The sequence below is a fragment of the Pseudomonas sp. WJP1 genome (genome assembly GCF_028471945.1).
In the GTDB taxonomy this organism is placed as follows: Bacteria; Pseudomonadota; Gammaproteobacteria; order Pseudomonadales; family Pseudomonadaceae; genus Aquipseudomonas.
On the sequence record NZ_CP110128.1, the window covers coordinates 2,078,193 to 2,100,888 of the forward strand.

Annotated in this window: 20 protein-coding genes; 14 read left to right on the forward strand and 6 right to left on the reverse strand. The window is 59.8% G+C overall.

Annotated elements, in window-relative coordinates:
• The first annotated feature begins 103 nt into the window (after positions 1-103).
• The 10 genes from OH720_RS09445 (at position 104) to OH720_RS09490 (ending at position 10,952) form a co-directional block, all read left to right on the forward strand.
• A complete protein-coding gene (locus tag OH720_RS09445; RefSeq protein WP_180205158.1) occupies positions 104-1,018 on the forward strand; it encodes a LysR family transcriptional regulator in 915 nt (304 codons plus the stop codon).
• Between the two features lie 117 nt (positions 1,019-1,135).
• A complete protein-coding gene (locus tag OH720_RS09450; protein ID WP_272605367.1) occupies positions 1,136-2,569 on the forward strand; it encodes a sugar porter family MFS transporter in 1,434 nt (477 codons plus the stop codon).
• A 78-nt stretch (positions 2,570-2,647) separates the two neighbouring features.
• The gene (locus tag OH720_RS09455) at positions 2,648-3,544 is read left to right on the forward strand and encodes an intradiol ring-cleavage dioxygenase (protein ID WP_272605368.1); all 897 of its coding nucleotides are present in this window, start codon (positions 2,648-2,650) and stop codon (positions 3,542-3,544) included.
• Positions 3,545-3,596: 52 nt separating this feature from the next.
• On the forward strand, positions 3,597-4,469 hold the full coding sequence (locus OH720_RS09460; RefSeq protein WP_272605369.1) for a sugar phosphate isomerase/epimerase family protein: 873 nt from the start codon (positions 3,597-3,599) through the stop codon (positions 4,467-4,469).
• A 69-nt stretch (positions 4,470-4,538) separates the two neighbouring features.
• A complete protein-coding gene (iolG, locus tag OH720_RS09465) occupies positions 4,539-5,534 on the forward strand; it encodes an inositol 2-dehydrogenase (protein ID WP_272605370.1) in 996 nt (331 codons plus the stop codon).
• Positions 5,535-5,580: 46 nt separating this feature from the next.
• Positions 5,581-6,672: a Gfo/Idh/MocA family protein gene (locus OH720_RS09470; RefSeq protein ID WP_272605371.1), complete on the forward strand. Its 1,092-nt coding sequence runs from the start codon at positions 5,581-5,583 to the stop codon at positions 6,670-6,672.
• A 107-nt stretch (positions 6,673-6,779) separates the two neighbouring features.
• Complete coding sequence (gene chvE / locus OH720_RS09475; RefSeq protein ID WP_272605372.1) at positions 6,780-7,850, forward strand: multiple monosaccharide ABC transporter substrate-binding protein; 1,071 nt, start codon at positions 6,780-6,782, stop codon at positions 7,848-7,850.
• 40 nt (positions 7,851-7,890) lie between these two features.
• On the forward strand, positions 7,891-9,426 hold the full coding sequence (mmsA, locus tag OH720_RS09480) for a multiple monosaccharide ABC transporter ATP-binding protein (protein WP_272605373.1): 1,536 nt from the start codon (positions 7,891-7,893) through the stop codon (positions 9,424-9,426).
• Complete coding sequence (gene mmsB / locus OH720_RS09485) at positions 9,423-10,613, forward strand: multiple monosaccharide ABC transporter permease (protein ID WP_272605374.1); 1,191 nt, start codon at positions 9,423-9,425, stop codon at positions 10,611-10,613. The genes mmsA and mmsB overlap by 4 nt, the downstream gene beginning before the upstream one ends.
• Before the next feature lie 36 nt (positions 10,614-10,649).
• Complete coding sequence (locus OH720_RS09490) at positions 10,650-10,952, forward strand: Dabb family protein (RefSeq protein ID WP_272605375.1); 303 nt, start codon at positions 10,650-10,652, stop codon at positions 10,950-10,952.
• 14 nt (positions 10,953-10,966) lie between these two features.
• Here OH720_RS09490 and OH720_RS09495 read toward each other — a convergent pair whose 3' ends face one another.
• Positions 10,967-11,647, reverse strand: a complete 681-nt coding sequence (locus OH720_RS09495) for a TetR/AcrR family transcriptional regulator (protein ID WP_272605376.1) — start codon at positions 11,645-11,647, stop codon at positions 10,967-10,969.
• A gap of 200 nt (positions 11,648-11,847) precedes the next feature.
• Between OH720_RS09495 and OH720_RS09500 the strand changes: the two genes are divergently transcribed.
• From OH720_RS09500 to OH720_RS09510, 3 genes are all read left to right on the forward strand, one after another.
• Positions 11,848-12,687: a TauD/TfdA dioxygenase family protein gene (locus OH720_RS09500; protein ID WP_272605377.1), complete on the forward strand. Its 840-nt coding sequence runs from the start codon at positions 11,848-11,850 to the stop codon at positions 12,685-12,687.
• Between the two features lie 31 nt (positions 12,688-12,718).
• Entirely contained in the window at positions 12,719-13,489 is a 771-nt protein-coding gene (locus tag OH720_RS09505; protein ID WP_272605378.1) for a class II aldolase/adducin family protein, read from the forward strand.
• 79 nt (positions 13,490-13,568) lie between these two features.
• The gene (locus OH720_RS09510) at positions 13,569-14,534 is read left to right on the forward strand and encodes a 2-hydroxyacid dehydrogenase (RefSeq protein ID WP_272605379.1); all 966 of its coding nucleotides are present in this window, start codon (positions 13,569-13,571) and stop codon (positions 14,532-14,534) included.
• A gap of 102 nt (positions 14,535-14,636) precedes the next feature.
• Here the strand turns inward: OH720_RS09510 and hpaI are convergent, their stop codons facing one another.
• The 4 genes from hpaI to OH720_RS09530 form a co-directional block, all read right to left on the reverse strand.
• The gene (hpaI, locus tag OH720_RS09515) at positions 14,637-15,437 is read right to left on the reverse strand and encodes a 4-hydroxy-2-oxoheptanedioate aldolase (RefSeq protein WP_272605380.1); all 801 of its coding nucleotides are present in this window, start codon (positions 15,435-15,437) and stop codon (positions 14,637-14,639) included.
• A gap of 34 nt (positions 15,438-15,471) precedes the next feature.
• Positions 15,472-16,953 carry an NAD-dependent succinate-semialdehyde dehydrogenase gene (locus OH720_RS09520; protein WP_272605381.1) on the reverse strand — a complete coding sequence of 494 codons (1,482 nt, stop codon included), beginning with the start codon at positions 16,951-16,953 and terminating at the stop codon, positions 15,472-15,474.
• A 35-nt stretch (positions 16,954-16,988) separates the two neighbouring features.
• Positions 16,989-18,530: a UxaA family hydrolase gene (locus tag OH720_RS09525; protein ID WP_272605382.1), complete on the reverse strand. Its 1,542-nt coding sequence runs from the start codon at positions 18,528-18,530 to the stop codon at positions 16,989-16,991.
• Between the two features lie 83 nt (positions 18,531-18,613).
• Positions 18,614-19,996, reverse strand: coding sequence for an MFS transporter (locus OH720_RS09530; RefSeq protein ID WP_272605383.1), 1,383 nt, complete (start codon positions 19,994-19,996; stop codon positions 18,614-18,616).
• Positions 19,997-20,123: 127 nt separating this feature from the next.
• Between OH720_RS09530 and OH720_RS09535 the strand changes: the two genes are divergently transcribed.
• Positions 20,124-21,077 carry a LysR substrate-binding domain-containing protein gene (locus tag OH720_RS09535; RefSeq protein WP_272605384.1) on the forward strand — a complete coding sequence of 318 codons (954 nt, stop codon included), beginning with the start codon at positions 20,124-20,126 and terminating at the stop codon, positions 21,075-21,077.
• 202 nt (positions 21,078-21,279) lie between these two features.
• Here the strand turns inward: OH720_RS09535 and OH720_RS09540 are convergent, their stop codons facing one another.
• Entirely contained in the window at positions 21,280-22,695 is a 1,416-nt protein-coding gene (locus OH720_RS09540) for an amidase (protein WP_272605385.1), read from the reverse strand.
• Position 22,696 lies beyond the last annotated feature (1 nt).

The following is a 22,696-nucleotide window of genomic DNA, read 5'->3' on the forward strand; positions in this document are numbered from 1 at the left end:
TTCAGGCTATGGCACTGCACGTTATAGTTCCAAACAGCGCAAAAAAAGTCCGATAAAGAAATTCTTTATTTCATATATGAAAAACTAAAAGACGGAGCACGCGATGGATCGGCTAACCGAACTGGAGCTTTTTGTAACGACGGCCGAGTTGGGCACCTTGAGCAAGGCCGCCGAATTCCTCGGCTTGTCCAATGCGGCGGCGAGTCGACACCTGGTTGCGCTGGAGCAACGCCTGAACGTGAGGTTGATCGATCGAAACACTCGCCGGCTGGCGCTGACCCATTCGGGCCATCAGTTCTATACGAGTTGCAAAAGCTTGCTCGGCGAGCTCAAGGAAGCCGAGGCTTCGCTGACCGAATCGCTTGTCCAGCCGGTTGGCACCCTGACCATCACCTCGTCGATCTCATTCTGCATGCTGCATATCGCGCCGCTGATCCCGGCGTTTCGCAAGAAGTACCCGCACATCACCGTCAAGGTGCTGGGCGAAAACCGCTATTACGACATCATCGATAGCGAAATCGACCTGGCGATCCGGACCAAGGAATATGAGCCAGACTCCAACATCACCATCCGCCGGCTCGCCGAAACCCGCAGGGTCCTGGCCGCATCACCCGGCTACTTGCAGCGCAAGGGCACGCCCAAGACCATTGAAGACCTGGTCAACCATGACCTGTTGATCTACAGCCATGCCAACCAGCCGCGGGTCATGCGTTTTACCAAAGGCGACGAAGAAGTCGCGATCAAGGTCGATCCCATCCTGGAAACCAATGACGGGCAGATCGTTCGGGCCGCGGCGCTGGCGCATGGCGGCATCCTGGTGCAGCCCAAGTACATCATCAACGCCGACCTGGTGGCGGGGCGCTTGATCCCGGTGCTGGATGAGTGGGACCTGCCTCGCTTGACCATCAACATGGCGTTTCAGAGCCGGCGCTACATGCCGACCAAGCTGCGGGTGTTCATCGACTTCCTGCTCGCCGATTTTGCCGAGCATGAATATGAGCGCTACTGGACGCGCTAGCCGCAGTTTTCCACCAGCCGGAAAACACATTTGCCATATGAACGTTTTTCTTCCGATTCAATGGCAGTAGTCTCATTCCCACTGAGTGCACACATAACTTCAATAAAGGTTGACCTCATGTCCAACAGTCGAACTGCCGGTAGTGCGTCGTCGAAAATTCTCTGGCGTATCGCAGCCATCACCACCATGGGGTCATTGGGTTTCGGTTACGACACCGGTGTCATCTCCGGTGCATTGCCCTTCATGTCGCTGGATGCCAGCCAGGGCGGCCTCGGCCTGACCCCGGTCTCGGAAGGTCTGGTGGCGTCTTCCCTGATATTCGGCGGCGCAGTGGGTGCACTGTTCGCTGGTCAGTTGTCCGACCGTTATGGTCGTCTCGGCGTACTCAAGGCCTTGGCCCTGTTGTTTGCATTGGGTGCCCTGGGCACCGCGCTGGCACCGGACATGTGGTCCATGGTCGTCACGCGCTTCATCCTCGGTATCGCCGTCGGCGGTGCATCGTCCACCGTGCCGGTGCTGATCGCCGAACTGGCGGCGCCCAAGCATCGCGGACGGCTGGTGTGCCAGAGCGAATTGATGATCGTCTCCGGTCAGTGTCTGGCCTACATCGCCAGTGCCGGGCTGGCGCACCTGTTCGATAGCCCGACCATCTGGCGCTACATGCTGGCAATCGCCTTGATACCCGCGGCGCTGCTGTACGTTGGCATGCATTTCGTCCCCACTTCACCACGCTGGCTGGTCAGCAAAGGCCGTGTTGCCGAGGCCAAGACAGTCCTGGCCGGTATTCGTGACACGCAACGTGAGGCAGACCGCGAACTGAAGGAAATCATCTCCCAGTGCAAGGTCGAACAGCGCCATTCAAGTGTGTTCGCCACGCTCAATGAACCCTGGCTGCTCAAGTTGCTCGCCATTGGTATCGGCTTAGGCTTCGTGATCCAGTTCACCGGTGTCAATGCGTTCATGTATTACACGCCGATGATCCTCAAGGAGACGGGGATGGGCATCAATGCCGCGCTGATCGCCACCATTGGCAACGGCGTGATCTCGGTGATCGCCACCTTGATCGGCATGTGGGTGATCAACCGCATGGGCCGGCGTTCGATGCTGTTGTTGGGGCTGACCGTGGTGGTGCTGGCGCAGATCTTCCTCGGTGTGGTGCTCAACTTCATGCCGCACTCGCTGGTGCAAAGCTACCTCGCGCTGTCCGGTGTGCTGGTGTTCCTGTTCTTCATGCAGATGTGCATCGGCCCGGTCTACTGGCTGCTGATGTCGGAACTGTTCCCGACCCACGCCCGTGGCTTGATGAATGGCATTTCAGTGAGCGTATTCTGGATTTTCAACGCCATCGTCGCCTTCGTTTTCCCGGTGCTGCTGAACGTGATGGGCGGTATGACCTTCTTCCTGTTCGCCGTAGTGAACATCGGCTCGATCGTCTTCTGCACGCTGTGGTTGCCGGAGACCAAAGGGCTGACCCTGGAAGAGATCGAGCAGCAGATGAAGCAACGCTTCAACGGACGTAAATGGCGTGCAGCCGACGCCCAGGCCTATTGAGAACGCCCCGTGCTTGCCGGCAGTCAAACCTCAACAGCCTGCCGGCCTTCAAGAACAATGAAACAAGGACCTCAAGTCATGACTGCTCATCTGGATACCGACATCGCCATCGGCGGCCTTTTCGAAGAGGAACACTCCGCCGAGATCGTCAATGCCCGCAACTCGGCCGACGCCAATCCGCGTCTGGTTGAAGTCATGGCGGTACTCACCCGGCATCTGCACGCGGCCATCAAGGAAATCGAGCCGACGCACGATGAGTGGTTCAAGGCCATCGAGTTCCTGACCCAGACCGGGCAGATGTGCACCGACTGGCGCCAGGAATACATCCTGCTGTCGGACGTGCTGGGTGCAACCATGCTGGTGGATGCGATCAACCATCGCCGGCCCAAGGGCGCCACGCCTAACACGATCCTCGGTCCTTTCTACGTGGCCGATGCGCCGCGCTACGAGAACGGCGCGAACATCTGCCTGGATGGCAAGGGTGAGCCGACGCTGGTCGGCGGTCGGGTGCTCGACACCGCCGGTCGGCCGATTGCCGGTGCAACCCTGGACATCTGGCAAACCAACGACGACGGCTTCTACGACGTGCAGCAAAAAGGCGTACAACCGGATTACAACCTGCGCGGCCTGTTCACCACCGATGCCGACGGCTACTACGCGTTCCGCACGGTCAAGCCACGCCATTACCCGATTCCCGCCGATGGCCCGGTGGGCAAGTTGCTGGGTGATCTGGGGCGGCACCCGAACCGCGCCGCGCATTTGCATTTCATCGTGACCGCCGAAGGTTACGACCAGGTCATCACGCACATTTTCACCCCCGACTGCCCGTACTTGCACGAGGACACGGTGTTCGGCGTGAAGAAAGAACTGATCGCCGAGTTCACCACCCAAACCGACCCGCACGTCGCGCAGCGTTATGACTTGCAGGTGCCGTTCCTGGCGGTGAATTGGGACTTTGTCCTGACCCCGGCCTGAACAAAAAACTGTTAGCGACCGTCCTGAAACCACTCACTCAAAAGTGATCGTCATGCCAAATAAAAGTATTGAACTGCTTGCCGCCTACTGGACCCTCGCTGGCGACACATACCCCGGCGCCCCCAGCGAAATCAGTCCGTTTTCCCTGCAAGCACGTGCAGAAGCGGCTTCGAAAGCCGGCTGGCGCGGCATGGGCCTGGTGCATGCCGACATCCTGCACAACGTTGAAAAACTGGGCATCTCCACCATGCGTAACATTTTCCAGGACAACGGCATCAAGCACCTGGAAGTGGAGTTCCTGACCGACTGGCACCTGGACGGAGAGCGCCGCGCGGCATCGGACAAGATCCGCGATGAACTGCTGGAAGTCGCTGGCGAACTCGGTGCGCGCAGCCTCAAGGTTGCCGGTGGTCTGTTCGAAGACGGCCTGCCCGATGTACCACGCATGCGTGACACCTTTGGCCTGTTGTGCGACCGCGCCCAACCCTTTGGCGTCAACGTGGTGATCGAGTTCCTGCCGTTTTCCAGCGTGAACACCATCGACCTCGCGATTGCCGTGGCCGAAGGCGTGCGTCCCAACGGCGGCCTGCTGGTCGACACCTGGCATGTGGCCCGCGGCGGCATGAGCTTCGATGAAATCGCCAAGATCCCGCTGGAGTTGATCAAGTCCATCGAGCTGGATGACGCCAACCACGCCATCGTCGAAACCCTGTTCAACGACTCCACGCACCACCGCAAATTGTGCGGGGAAGGCCAGCTGGACGTGCCGGACTTCATCCAGCAAGTGGTCAACGTCGGCTACGACGGGCCCTGGGGCGTCGAGCTGATCTCCGCCGAGTTGCGCAAGCTGCCGCTGGAAGTCGCGGCCAAGCGAGCCTTTGAAACAACCATCGCGCAGTTCGAAGGGATCAAGTTCCCGAACTGATGCACCGGATAAACACGCAAATTTTGCTCGTACACAACAACGAACAATAGAGTTTTCAGGAGAGAGACAATGGTAGGTATCGCAGTTCTCGGCGCCGGCCGTATCGGCAAGATTCACGCAGCCAACGTCGCGGCCAGCCCGTTCGCAAAACTGGTGGTGGTAGCTGACCCGTTCGGCAACGCCGCCGAGCAATTGGCAGTTGCACTCGGCGCAGACGCCATGACCGACTGCGAAGCGGCGATCGATCGCGACGACGTCCAGGCCATCGTCATCGGCACCCCGACCCACACCCATATCAGCCTGATGCTGCGCGCCGTGCGCCAGGGCAAGGCGGTGTTGTGCGAGAAACCGATCGATCTGGACATGGCCAAGAGCCTGGCTGCCGTCGAAGAAGTGGAGCGCCTCAACGGCCGAGTGATGCTGGCGTTCAACCGCCGCTTCGAGACCACCTTCGCAGAAATGCGCGCGGCGATTGAAGCCGGCGATATCGGTGAAGTGCGCCAGGTGATCATCAGCAGTCGCGACCCGGGCCTGGCGCCGGAAGACTATATTGAACATTCCGGTGGCATCTTCCGCGACATGACCATCCATGACCTGGACATCGGCCGTTGGCTGCTGGGCGAGGAACCGGTGGAGCTGACCGCCATCGGCAGCCGCCTGATCGACCCGCAGATGATGGAAAAGTACGACGACTACGACACCGCGATGGTGCAGATGCAGACTGCATCGGGCAAACAGTGCCACATCAACAATTGCCGCCAGGCGGTCTACGGCTACGACCAGCGCATCGAGGTGTTCGGCTCCAAAGGCATGCTGCAAATGGACAACCTGCGCCCGACCACCATCCGTCGCTGGAGCCAGGACGTCACCGACGCTCGCGAACCGCTGCTGAACTTCTTCCTCGAGCGCTACCAGCAAGCCTACAAGGCCGAACTGGATGCCTACATCGATGCGCTGGTCAAAGGCAGCCCAATGCCGACCACCGTACAGGATGGCCTCAAGGCGCTGAAACTGGCCGATGCCGCCGTCGAGTCGGTCAAGACCGGGCGTGCGGTCCGGCTCTGAGCCGAACGTTACTCGCTACTTCGGACAAGAACATCGGGAGAACAACATGTCCTATCAGCTTGAGAGTGGCGCCACCATCGGTGTGGCCTGCCTGGGGATCACCCACCCACACACGTCGGGCCGCGTCAAAGCGTTCAAGCGCATACCGGGCGCGCAGTTCCTGGGTGCCTACGACGACAGTCCGTTGCTTGAACCCTTCTGCGATGCACTGGGTTTGCAGGCGCGCAGCAAAGAAGAAATCCTCGCCGACCCGAACGTGCACGTCGTACTGGTGCACCCTAAAAGCTACCTGATGGCCGACTGGGCCATAGAAGCCCTGGAGGCCGGCAAAGCCGTACTCTGCGAGAAGCCGGCGGGTCGCGGCACCATCGATACCACCCGTATCGTCGAAGCGGTCGAGCGCACCGGCGGGTTGTTCCAGGTGGGCTACTGCTGGCGTTACGCGCCGTCGGTGGAAAAGATGCAGCAAGTGCTGCAGAGCGGTGAGATCGGCAAGGTCCTGCAAGTGCGCGCCCATGCCGGCTGTTCCCACGATGAGGCCGACACCAACCACATGAAGCAACCGGGCGACCGCGGTGGTGCTTTCTACGTAATCGGCTGCCACACCATCGACCGTTTGCTGCTGCACTTCGGCATGCCCAAGTCGGTCAATGCGCGGATCACCAAATTCGCCGGGCAGATGAGCGATTCGGCGCGCGAAGACGCAGTGGGCGCGGTCCTCAACTACGATGACAAGTTGATCACCATCGACTTCATGTCCTGGGATCCGATGCCCTGGACCGAGAGCTGGGACATCACGGCCTACGGCACTCACGGGGTGATGCACTCCACGCCGATGCCAGCGTCGTACAAGCTGTATCACGATGGCAAGAACGGCCATCAGCAAGGCTGGACCCACTGGAACGAGAACAGCTTTCCAGAGATCTGGGCGGTGCGCAAAACGGTTTATTCCCCGGAGATCGCCGAGATCGGCAACCCGGTGTATTTCGACCGAGAAGCCGCCGCCTTCGTCCAGTCGTTGCGTACCGGCAGCCCTTCGACCGTGCCTGCCACCCAGGCGCACAACATCAACGTGATTCTCGAAGCGCTGTTCGAGTCCGCTGAATTGAACGGCCAGGAAGTCATCCTGGCCCAGTAAACGGTCACACGCAGTCCTGTAAGTGAACACCTCGGCCGACTCTGTTTTCAGGGTCGGAAGGGGACCTGCATCCCGAGAAATGCCCACAACAAGAAAAAGAGGTCACCATGCACACGATCATCAAGATTGCCGGCGCAATACTGTTGGGACTGGCCGTCAGTGCCTGCGATAAAAGCGCGACCAGCACCAAGGGCACCATTGGCGTCGCCATGCCCTCGAAAACCGAAGCGCGCTGGGTGTCGGACGGCAGCAGCATCGTCGACTCGTTGAAGAAGCTCGGCTACGACACCGACCTGCAGTACGCCCAATACGAAGCACCGACCCAGCTGTCGCAAATCGAAAACATGATGGTCAAGGGCATCACGGGGCTGATCGTCGCGCCGATCGACGGCACGACCATGGCCGATGTGCTCAAGCAGGCCAAGGAAAAAGGCATCAAGGTCATATCCTATGACCGGCTGATTCGCAACACCAAGGACTTCGACTACTACGTCACCTTCGACAACTACCGCACCGGTGTGCTGCAAGGCCAGTCCATCGTCGACAAGTTGCAACTCCAGCAGGGCAAGGGTCCATTCAACCTGGAAATCTTCGCCGGCTCCACCGACGACAACAATGCCCATGTGGTGTACGCGGGGGTGATGTCGCAGCTCAAGCCCTACATCGACAGCGGCAAACTGGTGATTCGCAGCGGCCAGCAGGCCATGGAAAAGGTTGCGACACCCAACTGGGATGGCGCCCAGGCCCAGGCGCGCATGGACAACCTGCTCAGCGCCTTCTACGGCACCGCCCACCTGGACGCCGTGCTGGCGATGAACGACCAGATCGCAACCGGCGTGGTGTCTTCATTGCGCGGTGTGGGTTACGGCACGGGCAAGGCAGCGATGCCGATCGTCACCGGGCAGGACGCCGAGGTGGCCAGCATCAAGTCGATCATTCGCGGCGATCAATCCTCGACCATCTTCAAGGACACCCGCGCCCTCGCCGAGGCCGCTGCGCAGATGATGGACGCCAGCTTGAGCGGCAAGACGGTGGTGGTCAATGACTCCACGTCCTACGACAACGGCGTGATGATCGTGCCGACCCAACTGCTCACGCCACAACTGGTCGATGGCAACAACTGGCAGAAAGTCCTGGTGGACGACACCAAGTTCTACACCTCGGAGCAGTTGCGCTAAGGCGATCCGCTGTTTGGTGCGTGCTGGCAGGAGAGAGAAAATGACAAAAACCATTCTCGATATGCGTGATATCCAGAAGAGCTTCGGCCCTGTGAAGGCGCTCAGCCGGGTCAACCTCAAGGTCGGCGATGGCGAAATCCATGCGATCTGCGGTGAAAACGGTGCCGGCAAATCGACCCTGATGAAGATCCTCAGCGGCGTCTATCCCCATGGCAGCTACGCCGGTGAAATTGTCTTCGATGGTTCGCCAAGAATCTTCCAGGGATTGCGCGACAGTGAGGCGCTGGGCATTTGCATCATTCACCAGGAGCTGGCTCTGGTGCCGATGCTGTCGATCACCGAGAACCTGTTTCTCGGCAATGAGATCGCCCGGCATGGCGTAATCGACTGGAACCAGGCGCACCGACGGGCCCGTGATTTGCTCGCTCGTGTTGGCCTTGATGCAAGCCCCCAGACACTGGTGGGCAAACTCGGCATCGGCCAGCAGCAGATGGTGGAAATCGCCAAGGCGCTGGCCAAGGACGTGCGCCTGCTGATCCTTGACGAGCCCACCGCCAGCCTCAACGAAAAAGACAGCGACACCTTGCTCAAGCTGATGCTTGAACTCAAGGCACGGGGCATCACCTCGATCATCATCTCGCACAAGCTCAACGAAATTGGCCGCGTGGCCGACGAGATCACGGTGATTCGCGACGGCAGCACCGTCGACGTCATCGACTGCCGCGCCGAGCCCATCGATGAAGCTCGGGTCATCCGCTCCATGGTCGGTCGCGAGTTGTCGGATCGCTACCCGTCCCGCGTCAGCGAGATCGGCGACACGCTGTTCGAAGTCGAAGGCTGGTCGGTGGGCGACCCCGAGCGTCCTGGTCGTGACCGCATTCGCAATATCAATTTCCATGTGCGGCGTGGCGAGGTGGTCGGCATCGCAGGGTTGATGGGCTCAGGCCGTACCGAATTCGCCATGAGTGTGTTTGGCCGCACCTACGGCACCAACATTCGCGGCAAGGCTCGCCTGGAAGGACGGGAAGTCGACCTCGGCACGGTGCGCAAGGCCATCGATCAAGGCCTGGCGTACGCCACCGAAGACCGCAAGGGCGCGGGCCTGGTGTTGGGCGAGAGCATCACGCGCAACACCAGCATGGCCAATCTGGCTGCCGTGTCCAAACGCTGGGTGATGAACGAACTGGCCGAGACCAAAGTGGCCGTCGACTACCAAGCGCGCCTGCGCATTCGCACCCCGGATGTATTGCAGTCGGTGGACAAGCTGTCGGGCGGCAACCAGCAGAAGGTCGTGCTGGGCAAGTGGCTGTTTTCCGATCCCAAGGTGTTGATTCTCGACGAGCCCACCCGCGGCATCGATGTGGGGGCCAAGTACGAGATTTACGGCGTGGTCAATCAAGTCGTCAGCGAGGGCAGGGGGGTCGTGATGATCTCCTCGGAAATGCCCGAGTTGCTGGGGACCTGCGACCGGATTTATGTGATGAACGAAGGGCGCTTTGTCGGCGAGTTTCCAATCGCACAGGCATCGCAGGAAAAAATCATGCACGCAATCATGAAAAATGAGGTGATCCAGTGAGCGAAGTCAGCGTACCTCTCACATCCAAACCAACGGCGCTCACGTCAATCAAGCGTGGCGCTCGGGAATACGGTCTTCTGGCCTCGTTGATCGTCATCATGGTTTTCTTCCAGGTGGCCACCGGCGGGGCGCTGATGCAGCCGCTCAACCTGACCAACCTGTTGTTGCAGAACAGCTACATCGTGGTCATGGCGCTGGGCATGTTAATGGTGATCGTCTGCGGTCACATCGATCTGTCGGTCGGTTCGGTGGTCGGCGTGATCGGAGCGATTGCCGCCGTGCTGATGGTCCAGTATCGAATGGACTTCTTCACCGTCACGATCATCTGCCTGGCCACCGGCGCGCTGATTGGTGCGGCGCAGGGCTATTGGGTCGCGGTCTGGGGCATGCCGTCTTTCATTGTCACCCTGGCCGGCATGCTGATCTTTCGTGGCGCGACCATCGCGATCTCCCAGGGGCAGTCGATCGGTCCGTTCCCGCCGGCTTTCTCGGCGATCAGCTCGGGTTTTATCCCGGACATCTTCGCCAATGAACACCTGCGTATTACCTCGCTGTTGGTGGGCATTGCCGTCGCCGCCGCGTTCTGGGTGGTCGAATACCGTAGTCGCAGGCGTACGCTCAAGAGCGGCGGCAACGTCGCCCCCATGGCCCTGTTCGCGCTGAAGAATGGCGTGATCACGGCACTCATCGTGTACTTCTGCTACCTGCTCTCGACGTATCGCGGCATCCCCACGGTGCTGGTGATCATGAGCGTGTTGATCGGCGTGTACACCTTCATCATGAACCGTACCGTGATCGGTCGCTGGATCTACGCCGTGGGTGGCAATTTGAAAGCCGCCAAGTTGTCGGGGATCAACACGTCGCGGGTGACCTTCTTTGCCTTCGTCAACATGGGCGTGCTTGCAGCAGTGGCGGGTCTGATTTTCGTCGCCCGGCTCAACAGCGCCACACCACGCGGGGGCTCCGGCTTCGAACTGGATGTGATCGCGGCGGTGTTCATCGGGGGCGCCTCGGCGTCTGGCGGGGTTGGCAAGGTCGTCGGCGTGGTGATCGGCGCCTTCATCATGGGTGTACTCAACAACGGCATGTCGATCATGGGCATCGGTATCGACTATCAGCAGATGATCAAGGGCGCCGTGTTGCTGGCGGCGGTATTTGTGGATGTTTATCAGAAGAGCAAGGTTTGAAATGGCAGGCATGACCGACACTGCAAGGGGAGCGCGATGATCAAGCACATCGTAATGTGGAAAGTGGAGGGCAAGACGGCCGAGGAACACAAGCAGGCCTGCCTGTTCCTCAAGGAGCGTTTCGAAGGACTTGCCGGGCTGATTCCCGGGCTTCTGAAAATCGAGGTGGGTGTGGATTTCAGTCGTATCGACTATGCGTGCGATGTGGTGCTCTACAGTGAATTCGATTCCCGGGAAGCCCTGGACGCCTACGCTTCCCATCCCGAGCATCTGCGGGTGAAAGGGGAGTTGGGGAACTCACGTATTGCGCGGCATCAGGTTGATTACCGGTCTTCGTAGGGTTCGTGGTTGCGTCAGCCGAGTGCGGATGGACGCAGGCAACCGATAGCCATGGCAACCAGGCTGTCGAGCAAGGCCGGATCCTCCAGCTGTGCCGGCATATCCTCCAATACCGAACGGATGACACTGCGCAGCCCCTGCCCGAGCAAGTAAGCCGCCAAGGCGGGGTGCTGCGTGGTGATCTCATGTTCGTACAGATGCAGGAGCGGCAGCCAGGTCGCTTCGATGAACTCACCTGTCGTGCGGTACGGGCCGCGCCACATTCCCAGGTGAAGGGCGCAGTGGTAACGCAAGTGAAAGGCCTTGTTCAATTTGAACAGGCGTGTTTCGACACGAATGATGTTGGCCAGGATCTCGCGCAGTGCCGATTTCAAGGGCACGCCCACCAGCCGTTCGCGCACCCTCAGCAGCTCCTCCGATTCCTCGTCGAGAACACGCTCGTAGAGCAGGGCGACGATCGCGTCCTTGTTGGGGAAATACTGGTAGATCGAGCCAACGGCAACTCCAGATACTTCCGCGATGCGGGCGACGGTCAGCGCCTGCTCGCCGGCCTCGTCCAGAATCCGCAGGCACGCCTGCTCCACGGCATCGACCAGCGCGCGGGAGCGTGACTGGGTCGGCCGCTTGCGTAACGCGGGAAGCTGCTCCGGCGAAGACGGTGGGGCCATGCTGGTTTCAACGCCTTTTTTGTTCATGGGAATCCGAGTGAGGCATTTCTCATGGCACTGAAAATTCAATATTTATCAATTAAATCAATTAGTTAATAGCGACTTTCGGCGCTTGTGGAATGCGAATATTCCGGCTGTCTCGACCTGAGTATGATCGTTTTCGTCGATCAGACATCGTCCAAACGCGTAGTGATGCGCCCTGTTCAAACCCTACCGGGAGATTGCCCATGTCGTCATCTTTCACCGTCCGGCCCCTTGGCCCCAGCCTGGGTGCCGAAGTGCTTGACCTGGATCCGGCTTCAGTCGTTTTGCCAGAAACGCTGGCGGCGCTCGAGGCCGCACTCATCAAGCATGAAGCCTTGGTACTGCACGTCCCAGGGCTGAGACCTGAGCAACATCTGGCGATTGCACGGTATTTCGGTGAGCCGGAAGTACACACCTTCTACCCCAACCTGGGTGAGGGCTTTGAGCAGATCACCGTGATCGATTCCAAGTTGGGCGATCGAGCGGATATGTGGCACCACGACGAGAGCTTCCTGCCCAGCCCGCCGATTGTCACCATGACTCACGCGCAGATCCTGCCGCCCTGTGGCGGCGACACCTGCTGGATCAGCATGACCACGGCCTACGACGCGCTGTCCGAGCGCATGAAGCACTACCTCGAAGGCCTCAGCGCCTGGCATGACATGAACGGCCCCATGACGACCGCGCTGCGGCAAAACGTGGTCACGCACGAGCGCTATGTCGAGGTCATCAAGGCGAACCGACGGCACCTGCATCCGCTGGTTATTCAACACCCGCTGACAGGTCGCAAGGCGCTGTACCTGAGCCCCACCTACACCACCCACATCGACGGCCTGGCGGTCCCCGAGGGCGACGCCATCCTTGCCTACCTGCATGCGCATTGCCAACACGTGCAATTCGGTTTCCGCCATCGCTGGCGCGTCGGCGACATGGTGCTCTGGGACAACCGCAGCGTGCTCCACAACGCCATCCTGGACTATCAACCGCACCAACGGCGCATGCAGCGCACCTCGGTATTCGCTCGCGGGTCTTTCCACGGGTAATTCATTGCCAGTCGCTCAAGAGGAAACAGTCATGTTGATGGATACGCTGAACAAGGATTTGCTGGCCCGCTTCGCGCCCAAGCCAGGTCGCCATGCGCTGCTGCCCCCATTGTCACCCCAGCAGAGCGTGGCGTTGCTGTGTCGGGTGTTGTATCGCGAAGGCTATAACGACCACATCGCCGGCCACATCACCGTTCGCCAGGACGACGGCACCTACCTGGCCAACCCGTGGGAACTGACCTGGGGTGAAGTGACCGCCTCGGATATCGTGCGCCTCGACCAACAAGGCAAGGTAATCGAGGGGCAGTGGAACATCACCCCGGCCATCAACCTGCACATTGATGTTCACACTGCCCGGCATGATGTTGGCGTGGTGATCCACAACCATCCGCAGTGGGGATCGGTGTGGTCGGCGGCCGGCCGTGTTCCACCGATCTATGACCAGACGTCCGCTCTTGTCGACACGGACCCGGTGCTCTACGACGAGTATCAGGGCACCGTTGAAGACACCGAACGAGGCCGCGCCGTCGTGGACGCTCTCGGTGCACAAAAATGGGCGTTGCTCGCCAACCACGGCGTGTTGGTGGTGGCCAACGGCATTCGTCAGGCACATTTGCGCGCCATCACCCTGGAGTGGCGCAGCCGCCTGGCCTGGCATGTCGAAACCCTCGGCGGCGGCGCCCCCTTGCCCGCCAGCGTCGCGCTCGCCACCGGAGCGCGTACCGATGCCAATGGATTCCCCTTCCTGTGGGAAGCCATGGCTCGCGAGGAAATTCGGCGCGATCCAGGCGTTCTCGAGTAAGCCTCCCTCACCAGGCGCGGCGGCATGGCAGACGTCCATGCCGCCGGTACTTCGAACCTTGCCGAGACATGACCACGCGATGAAGCCCACTGTGTTACTGCTTTCCCGCTTGCCCGACAGTTTCATCATCCGCCTGCGCGAGCACTTCGACTGCCACGCCTGTTCGCTTCTCGACGAAACGCGGCTCAGGGAACTGGCGCCCACTGTGCGAGGCATTGTGGCAACGGCCGAATCCAGCGTGCCCCGTGCATTGATCGCTCGACTGCCCGCGCTCGAAATCATCTCGGTGCTGGGTGTCGGTTACGACGGAATCGATCTTGAAGCCGCACGCGAACACAACGTCTGTGTCACCCATACCCCTGGACTGTCCACCGACGACATAGCAGATTTCGCCATCGCGCTGTTGCTGTGTGCCGCCCGCCAGGTGCTGAACGCCGACCAGTTTGTACGACGAGGTGAATGGCCCGCCGGCCGCTATCCGATGACGGCGCGGGTGTTCGGCGGGCGAATCGGCATCGTCGGTTTGGGCCGCATTGGCAGGGCCGTGGCGTTACGGGCCCAGGCGTTCGGTATGAGCATTGCCTATACGGGACGCACGCCAAAGTCTGACGTGCCCTATCGCTGGTGCAACGATGTGCAGGCACTGGCAGCGAGTGTCGACTATCTGGTGGTGTGCGCGAGCGCAGGCGCCGACACTCACGGCATGATCAACGCGGCCGTGCTGGCAGCGCTTGGTCCCAGCGGTGTATTGATCAATGTCGCGCGCGGCACCATCGTCGACGAAAAGGCCCTTGTCGAGGCCTTGCGCGAGCGCAGGATTCTCGCGGCGGGGCTCGATGTGTTTGGCGATGAACCGAACGTTTCCCAGGCATTGCTGGAGTTGCCCAATGTGGTGCTGACACCGCATATGGCCAGTACTACTGATGCGACAGTTCAGGCGATGCTGGATCTGACGTTTGATAATCTGGCGAGGCATTTCGCGGGGGAGGCTGTATTGACTCAAGTGAACCAGCACTGCTCATCGATCGATTCACCTCTCTGGTGAAAGGCGAAGTACTGTGGCGGACTGGGTGACATTGCCTCCAGGGCGCGGCGTGGTAGCAACCCACCCATGCCGCGGCTTGATGGAGCAGCTTTCCCTGAGCAGTCAGTAGGGTGAGGCGCTACTTGCAGGGGGGGCCGATAAAGCGCCGAGACCGAAGTCGTTGGCCAATCCGCGGGTCGCCCGTGCCAGCAGCGTCAGATCGAGCCCTACTGCGACGAAGCTGGCCCCCAGTTCAAGGTAGTGCCTTGCGAGTTTGGCATCGCCTGTCAAAGTGCCAGCGGCTTTGCCACTGGCAACGATGGTGCGTATGGCTTTATCGATCGCCTGCTGCACTTCAGGGTGCTCAGGATGCCCACGATGCCCCATTGAGGCGGCCAGATCAGCCGGCCCAATGAAAATGCCGTGCACGCCTTCGACGGCGCAGATGGCTTCAAGGTTCTCGAGTGCAACCCTGGATTCAGCCTGCACCAATAAGCAGACATCGTCGTTGGCCGTCTCCAGGTAGTCCGTGTAGCCTCCCCAGCGCGAGGCACGTGCCGCCGCTGCTCCCACGCCTCTTGTGCCTTGCGGCGGGTAGCGGGTAGCGGCTGCCAGAGCGATGGCCTGTTCGGCGGTATCGACCATTGGTACGAGCAACGTTTGAACGCCGATGTCGAGCATCTGTTTGATCATTGCCGGATTGCCATCGACGGTGCGTGCCACTGGATGGGCCGGATAAGGCGCAACGGCCTGCAACTGTGCAAGTGTGCTGCGCACGTCATTTGGCGCATGTTCACCGTCGATCAGCAACCACTGGAAGCCTGCGGTGGCGCAAATTTCGGCGCTGTAGGCATTGGCCAGTGAAAGCCAGAGGCCGATGACCTTGTCGCCTCGCGAAAGCGCGGTCTTGAACGGATTTCCCATGATTGCCTGTACTCCTCTGTTGTGTTTGTCGGAACTAGTTCAGGCCGCCCTGACACAGGTATTTGATATGCATGTAGTCCTCCAGGCCGTAGCGTGAACCCTCCCGGCCATAACCCGACTCCTTGACTCCCCCGAACGGTGCAGCCTCTGCGGCGAGGGCGCCTTCGTTGATGCCCACGATGCCCGACTCCAGGGCCTCGGCCACGCGCCAGACGCGTTTGACGTCCTGGGTGTAAAAGTACGCCGCCAACCCGAATGGCGTGTCGTTGGCCAGTTCGATCACTTGTGCCTCAGTCGTGAAGCGGAAAATCGGTGCGACGGGGCCGAACGTCTCTTCATTGCAGAGCTCCATTTGCGCGGTCGCATTGATCAACACAGTGGGCGCGTAGTAGTTCGGCCCGTCTGCGACACCCTCGCGGATGCGTCGACCGCCCGTGGCGATTTCTGCGCCTTTTGAAACAGCGTCATCCACATGGCGAGCGATCTTGTCGACGGCTCGCGCATTGATCATCGGACCGATCTGAGAATCGCCATGGGAGGCTGGCCCGACTTTCAGCGCGCTGACCCTCGCCACCAGCTTTTCAACGAATTGGTCGTGCACAGCGCTCTGTACATAGATCCGGTTGGGGCATACACAGGTCTGACCGCCATTGCGAAACTTGGACACCATCAGGCCGTCCACCGCAGCGTCGAGGTCCGCATCGTCAAAAACAATGAAGGGGGCATTACCACCCAGTTCAAGCGAGCACTTTTTCAATGTGTCGGCCGACATTCGGGCCAGGTGCTTGCCCACAGGCGTCGACCCGGTAAAGGTGATCTTGCGCACCCGTGAATCAGCCAGCCAGGCGTCTACCACTTCAGGTGTACGTTCCCGAGAGGCGGTGACGATGTTCAGCGTTCCTGCCGGAAAGCCTGCTTCCTCAGCCAGGCGCACAAGCGCAAGGGACGTGAGTGGCGTGTCTTCGGCCGGCTTGCAGACGACGGTGCAACCTGCTGCCAGTGCTGGAGCGATCTTGCGGGCAATCATCGCCGCCGGAAAATTCCAGGGCGTGATCGCAGCGACCACGCCAACAGGTTCCTTGATTGCAGTCATGCGGCGACCTGCGACCGGCGCCGGGATCACATCGCCATATGAGCGCGTCGCCTCCTCGGCAAACCACTCGACATAGCTGGCGGCGTAGACCACTTCGCCGCGCCCCTCTGCGAGGGGTTTTCCCTGCTCCAGTGAGATCAGCCTGCCCAGATCTTCCTGGTGCTCAAGAATCAGATCGTTCCAGCGTTTGATCAGTTGCGCGCGCTGTTTGGCCGGGGTGGCGCGCCAGGTTGCGAAGGCCGAATGAGCGGCATCCACGGCTTCACGGGCGTCAATGGCGTTGCTGTCGGGTACTTGGGCGATATAGCTGTCGTCGGCCGGGTTGGTGACAGACAGCAGCGCCTCCGGATCTCTGGTGCACCAACGGCCACCAATGAAATTCTGCGTTCGAATCAGGTCGGTGCGGGTCAGTTTCAGGCTCATGCCGAGGTTCCTTGAATAGGTGAAAACGGGTTGGATCAGCTGACGATGCCCAGGTGCCAGGGCACGAACTCGTGATCTCCAAGCCCCAACAATTCGCTCTTGGTCGAGGCGCCTGAAGCGGCCTCAAGGATGTGCTCGAAGATGCGTTCACCCATCTGCTCAACCGACAGCTCACCGTCAAGAATGAGGCCGCAATTAATGTCCATGTCCTCTTCCAGGCGGGTGAACATCGGCGTGTTGCTGGCGAGTTTGAGGGTGGGCGCCGGCTTGCTCCCGAACATCGAGCCCCGTCCCGTGGTGAAGCAAATGAGGTTGGCACCGCTGGCGATCTGGCCGGTTGCGGCCACAGGGTCATAGCCTGGTGAATCCATGAACACGAACCCGGCCTTGTCGATGGGCTCGGCGTACTCGTACACCGCCTGCAACGGTGTCGTGCCGCCTTTCATGGCAGAGCCCAGCGATTTTTCGAAGATATTGGCCAGGCCACCTGCCTGGTTACCGGGGCCTACGACGCCATTGAACTGGCCATTCTGGCCTCGCGTGTATTCTTCCCACCAGGCCAGGCGGTCCAGTAGCTTCTGGCCCACCTCGGGACTGATCGCACGTCGCGTCAGCATGAACTCCACACCGTGGATCTCGGGTGTCTCGGACAGAATGGCCGTGCCGCCATGACGCACCAGAATGTCCATTGCAGCCCCCAATGCCGGGTTGGCGGTGATGCCTGAAAAGCCATCGGAGCCACCGCATTCCAGGCCGATCTTCAGGTGGGCTGCACTGACCGGTACGCGCTTGACCGCGTTGGCTTCGGGCAGCATCGCTTCGATCGCTGCAATGCCTTGAGCGATGGTTGCACGGGTGCCGCCGGTATCTTGCATCACGAACGTGCGCAGATTGCGATCGGGCACCAGGTGCTGAGAGTCGACGAGGCTTGCCACCTGGTTTCGCTCACAACCCAGTCCGACGATCAGTACAGCCGCCAGATTGGGATGGCGGGCGTACCCGGCGATGGTGCGCTGCAGCACGTCGAAATGATAACTGGGGGACGACATGCCACATCCGCTTGTCTGGGCGAACGCGACGACACCATCGACGTTCGGGTAGGCGGCGAGCCGCTCGGGCGTGAAGTGTTCGGCGATCTTCTTGATCACGGTCGACGAGCAGTTGACCGACGAAAGGATTCCGATGAAGTTGCGCGTGGCAACACGGCCGTCTGCTCGCACGATGCCCATGAAGGTCGCGCGTTTATCGGGCGCTACATAGTCCACCGGGCGCACATCCTCACAGAAGCCCGGGTCTCGGTCGAAATCGATGAGTGCGATGTTGTGGGAATGAACGTGCTCGCCCTTGATGATATTGCGCGAAGCGACACCGATGATCGTGTCGTACTTACGCACGGGTTCACCGGCCATGATGTCCTGCGCAGCGATCTTGTGTCCGCCCGGCACTTGCGCCCGGACGCGTACTCCCAGTTCTGGCAGCTCGTCTCCAAGGCCGATCAATTGGCGAGCGACGAGGACATTATCGTTGGCGTGTAGACGTATCAGTTTGTGAGTGGCGTGTGTCGTGGTAGTCGTCATGAAACAATCCTGGCGTCCAGATTACGGCTGTGGAGAGGGTGAAACGCTGGTGTCATGTCATCCCTGCGTAGGCGCATCAGGCATCAGCGGCTATAGGGTTCATTCAATACCTGCGCGGATGCGGTGGCGAGCTGAGGCTCGGTCGGCTTGGACGGGACGATGGGTTCGACCTTCTTCAGCAGAAATGCGTAGTTCAGGATGCCCAGCATTCCAAGCACGGACGAGAAGACCAGCGCCATTTTGAACGACCCTGTCGAGGCCACGATGAATCCGGTGATCACCGGCCCCAGTACGCCGCCGAAGTTCGCAACCATGTTCTGCAGTCCGGCCACGGTCGAGGTCATGTTCTTCGGCGCGACGTCACCCGGCAGGGCCCAGACCTGCGAAGCTGCGACGGTGGTGCCGGCCTTAGCGATGCACAGCAAGAGGACAGTGAGCCCAACCGACGTGGTCAACGGAGCCAGTCCAATGCACAGCGCCATCGACAGCCCCACGATGAGAAACAGTTTGCGTGTCGCGGTGAGTGACAGCCGTCCACTGTGGACCACTCTGTCGGAAAGCCACCCGGCGGCGATCTCGGCGAAGAGGCCGCAGATCAGCGGGAGCGAGGCGACCATACCCATCTGAAGCAGGCCCATCCCCTGTTCCTTCACCAGGTACGTGGGCAGCCAGGTGATAAAGAAGTACGAGATGTAGTTGATGGTGAAGAAGCCCAGGCACATCGCCCAGATATTGCGGTGCTTGAGCAGTTCGTACCATTTCATCGCAATCGTGGTATCAACGCCGTGCTGCTGGGTCTGACCACCCCGGATGTATTCCACCTCGGCTGCGTTGGCGCTTCTGTGTTTCTCTGGTGTGTCCGAGAAGTACCACCACCAGATCAGGCTCCAGACGAGACCGGTCAGACCCACGATTGCAAACGTCATGCGCCAGTCGAAAGTCATCATCAATGTCACGATCAGCGGCATCGCCACGGCACCGCCGAATTTCGAGGCACTGTCAAAAAGCCCAGAAATGGTTGCTCGTTCCTTGTCGGGGAACCACTTGGACGCGATCCCGGCATTGGCCGGATAAGCGCCGGCTTCACCGACGCCGAGTGCCACTCGTAATCCGACCAAAGATGCAAAGCCAGTCGCCAGCCCTGTCGCGGCGGTAGCGAGCGACCATGAGCCTACGGCGATGCCAAGGCCCATTTTTTGCCCGAATTTGTCTGCCACCCAGCCAGCAGGAATTTGTAGCAGAGCGTAGGACCAGAAAAATGCAGATAAGACGATACCCATCATCTCGGGCGTCAGGCTGAATTCTTTGATGAGCTCAGGTGCTGCGACTGAGAGAACGGTGCGATCGATATAGTTGATGGCGATGGCAAACCACATCAGACCTGCCACAACCCAACGAGCGTTGGATTTCTTGCCTTGATTCACCACGGCGTCACTTAGTGGTTTTGTGGTACTTGGAGTGCGCATTGCTTGTCTCCGGTCATTGTTTTTGTTCTTCGATACTGAATCGTCGCTACATTGCTGAACAATGAATAAGTGGACATACTTCATAACCTTTTCGACATGTACGCTTCTTCTTCCGGAGACAAAGCAGGTGAGTGATATCGATCGAGTTTTGCGCTCCAACCTCAAACTCAAGCATTTGCAACTCGTCGTCGCGCTGGATGAGTTTCGCCATCTGGGGCGGTCAGCGGAATTTCTGTCGCTTACCCAGCCGGCCGTCAGCAAGTCGCTGGCGGAAATTGAAAAGATGTTCGGGCTTGAACTGTTCATCCGCTCTACGCGAGGGACTCGGCCGACCGCCTACGGCGAGCAGGTTGTCCGATTTGCGCGCTCGGTGCTTGTGGATTTTGATCGTACCTGTGACGACATCGCTTCAGTCGCCAGTGGCGGAGCCGGTCGTATCCGCGTCGGCGCAATGGTGGTCGCCACACCGGGATTGCTGGTAGGCGCCGTCGACCGCCTCAAGGTCAGCTCGCCGCAGACGACGGTATCGATCGAGGAAGGTGATCTCACGCGCCTGTTACCGAGACTGCGCACAGGCGAGCTCGATTTCATCGTGGGCCGACTGGAGCCGGGCTACAGCTCTCCGGACCTTGAAACAGAGGCGTTATACGCCGACCCCATGAGGGTTGTCGTCGCCGCCGATCATCCACTTGCCACAGTGGCCCGACCCACCTGGCGTGATCTGGCGGCGCTTCCCTGGGTCGTTCCCCCAGCGTGGGCATCCTCGCGGGTCAAGCTCAATCAGATGTTCTACAAACATAAGCTGCAACCCCCGGCTGACATTATCGAAACCTCTTCCTTTCTGGTGACGATGACGTTCATGAGGAAAAGAGGGTGCGTCTGTTTCGTCGCGAGTGAGGTCGCGCATTACCTCGAGTCCATAGGCCTGGGTCACACCTTGGCGCTGGAAGTGCCGATCGAGTTACCGTCGGTGGGCATCATCCTGCTGCGTAACGGTCTGAGAACCCCCGTTGCCAGCACCCTCATCGACGCTCTGCATGAACAGGCCATGGACATTAGAGGTGAGACTGCGCCTGAATGAATGTGCATGCGGCGGCTGTACCGAGAGGGCGAGAACCTGGTGGCGGTGTTCGAGAGCATCGACGACCGCCCGCCTCTGGCCGAATGCCGCCTTTCACGACGGGCGGCAAACAACCAAATCCGGCACTAAAGCTGTGGGTCGATTCAGCCAGTCCCGCTAACGCCAACAACATCCATTGAGGAAAAGCAAAAGTGCCTGCCCATTAAAACGAGGTCGTCGCTAATAAGCTCCTTTCAACTTCACTTGCGAGCCTCAGAATGGTTTCCTCATCACCAAATTTGCCAACGATCTGCATCCCGATGGGAAGGCCGCCCTCCATGATCCCAACGGGGATGCTGATGGCGGGCTGGCCGGTCAAGTTGAACACTTCAGTGAAGGGCGAAAATGCGTAGGCGTTTTTATACCACTCATCCAGATGCCTTTCCCCGGTTGCGACAAAACCACCAATCAACGGTGGAGCCAGCGCCACTGTTGGCGTGATGAGGACATCGATATTGGCGAAGCGATCGGCCATGTCGTGGCTCACTTTGTTCTGGGTGGCACGTGCATGGTGCACATCCAATGCTGATCTTCGAGTCGAGCTTTTGTAAAACTCATAGGTAATCCATTCGACATCTTTATCGGAGATCGGATAACCGCGAGTTTGGGCCTTGTGCTCCATCAAAGCCTCGATTTCCATCTGCCAGAATAATGCGGCAGCTGCCCCGGCGTGGCTCATGTCCGGCCAATCGAACGGGCGTAATTCATGGCCGTCTTTGCTTAAAAAATCCACGGCACTCAGCATCGCTTTGTGGATGGCCTCATCGATACTCGAGCCATCTGGACGGGCACAGGCAAAGGCGATTTTCAGGCGTGGCGACTTCGTCTTCAGGCATTCGAGCCAGGAGGGCGGGGCGGGGGGAGCGGCATAAGGGGCGCCTGGTTCATAGCCAGACAGGACATCCAGCAGCAATGCGCTATCGCGCACGGTCCTGGTCAGTACATGCTCGCAATCAAGGCCACCCACAAACTCGCCGACATGCGGACCCACAGGGTTGCGTCCCCTGCTTGGCTTGAGTCCGACCACACCACAAACGGCAGCCGGAACCCTGATCGACCCGCCACAGTCGGTGCCATGCGCAACGGGCACCATGCCTGCGCCCACGGCACAGGCCGAGCCTCCACTTGATCCACCAGACGCGTACCGCGGGTTCCTGGGATTTCGGCAAGGGCCTTGCCATTCAGGCTCTGTGACAAAGTCTCCGGCGAACTCGGGCGTCTTGGTTTTCCCGAGAATGATTGCCCCGGCCTTGCGCAACCGGCTGACAAACTCACTGTCGACCTGAGCGGGTGCGGCATCTTCGTACAGTCGCGAACCGTGCCGGGTTGCAAAGCCTTTTACATCGATATTGGTGTCCTTGATCAGGATCGGTACACCTGAGAGGGGTCCTGCCTTGGGATCCAGCGCCGCGCGCTGCGCGCCTTCGATATCGATTGCAACGACCGCGCCCAGGGCCGGGTCCTGGATTTCAATTTCCCTGGCGGCCAGGTTGACCAGCTCCAGCGCAGTGACTTCACCGGACTTCAACCGTTGAACGAGGCCCACGGCATCAAGACTCTTGAACTCTTCAGGTGTCATT

Bases quoted from the DNA above. Each gene is read 5' to 3' on its own strand.
- hpaI (WP_272605380.1), bottom strand. From the start codon at position 15,437: ATGGGAAATCCGTTCAAGACCGCGCTTTCGCGAGGCGACAAGGTCATC.
- iolG (WP_272605370.1), top strand. From the start codon at position 4,539: ATGGTAGGTATCGCAGTTCTCGGCGCCGGCCGTATCGGCAAGATTCAC.
- OH720_RS09460 (WP_272605369.1), top strand. From the start codon at position 3,597: ATGCCAAATAAAAGTATTGAACTGCTTGCCGCCTACTGGACCCTCGCT.
- OH720_RS09505 (WP_272605378.1), top strand. From the start codon at position 12,719: ATGTTGATGGATACGCTGAACAAGGATTTGCTGGCCCGCTTCGCGCCC.
- OH720_RS09530 (WP_272605383.1), bottom strand. From the start codon at position 19,996: ATGCGCACTCCAAGTACCACAAAACCACTAAGTGACGCCGTGGTGAAT.
- mmsA (WP_272605373.1), top strand. From the start codon at position 7,891: ATGACAAAAACCATTCTCGATATGCGTGATATCCAGAAGAGCTTCGGC.
- OH720_RS09445 (WP_180205158.1), top strand. From the start codon at position 104: ATGGATCGGCTAACCGAACTGGAGCTTTTTGTAACGACGGCCGAGTTG.
- OH720_RS09510 (WP_272605379.1), top strand. From the start codon at position 13,569: ATGAAGCCCACTGTGTTACTGCTTTCCCGCTTGCCCGACAGTTTCATC.
- OH720_RS09490 (WP_272605375.1), top strand. From the start codon at position 10,650: ATGATCAAGCACATCGTAATGTGGAAAGTGGAGGGCAAGACGGCCGAG.
- OH720_RS09470 (WP_272605371.1), top strand. From the start codon at position 5,581: ATGTCCTATCAGCTTGAGAGTGGCGCCACCATCGGTGTGGCCTGCCTG.
- OH720_RS09520 (WP_272605381.1), bottom strand. From the start codon at position 16,953: ATGAGCCTGAAACTGACCCGCACCGACCTGATTCGAACGCAGAATTTC.
- OH720_RS09450 (WP_272605367.1), top strand. From the start codon at position 1,136: ATGTCCAACAGTCGAACTGCCGGTAGTGCGTCGTCGAAAATTCTCTGG.
- OH720_RS09495 (WP_272605376.1), bottom strand. From the start codon at position 11,647: ATGAACAAAAAAGGCGTTGAAACCAGCATGGCCCCACCGTCTTCGCCG.
- OH720_RS09455 (WP_272605368.1), top strand. From the start codon at position 2,648: ATGACTGCTCATCTGGATACCGACATCGCCATCGGCGGCCTTTTCGAA.
- chvE (WP_272605372.1), top strand. From the start codon at position 6,780: ATGCACACGATCATCAAGATTGCCGGCGCAATACTGTTGGGACTGGCC.
- OH720_RS09525 (WP_272605382.1), bottom strand. From the start codon at position 18,530: ATGACGACTACCACGACACACGCCACTCACAAACTGATACGTCTACAC.
- OH720_RS09540 (WP_272605385.1), bottom strand. From the start codon at position 22,695: ATGACACCTGAAGAGTTCAAGAGTCTTGATGCCGTGGGCCTCGTTCAA.
- OH720_RS09500 (WP_272605377.1), top strand. From the start codon at position 11,848: ATGTCGTCATCTTTCACCGTCCGGCCCCTTGGCCCCAGCCTGGGTGCC.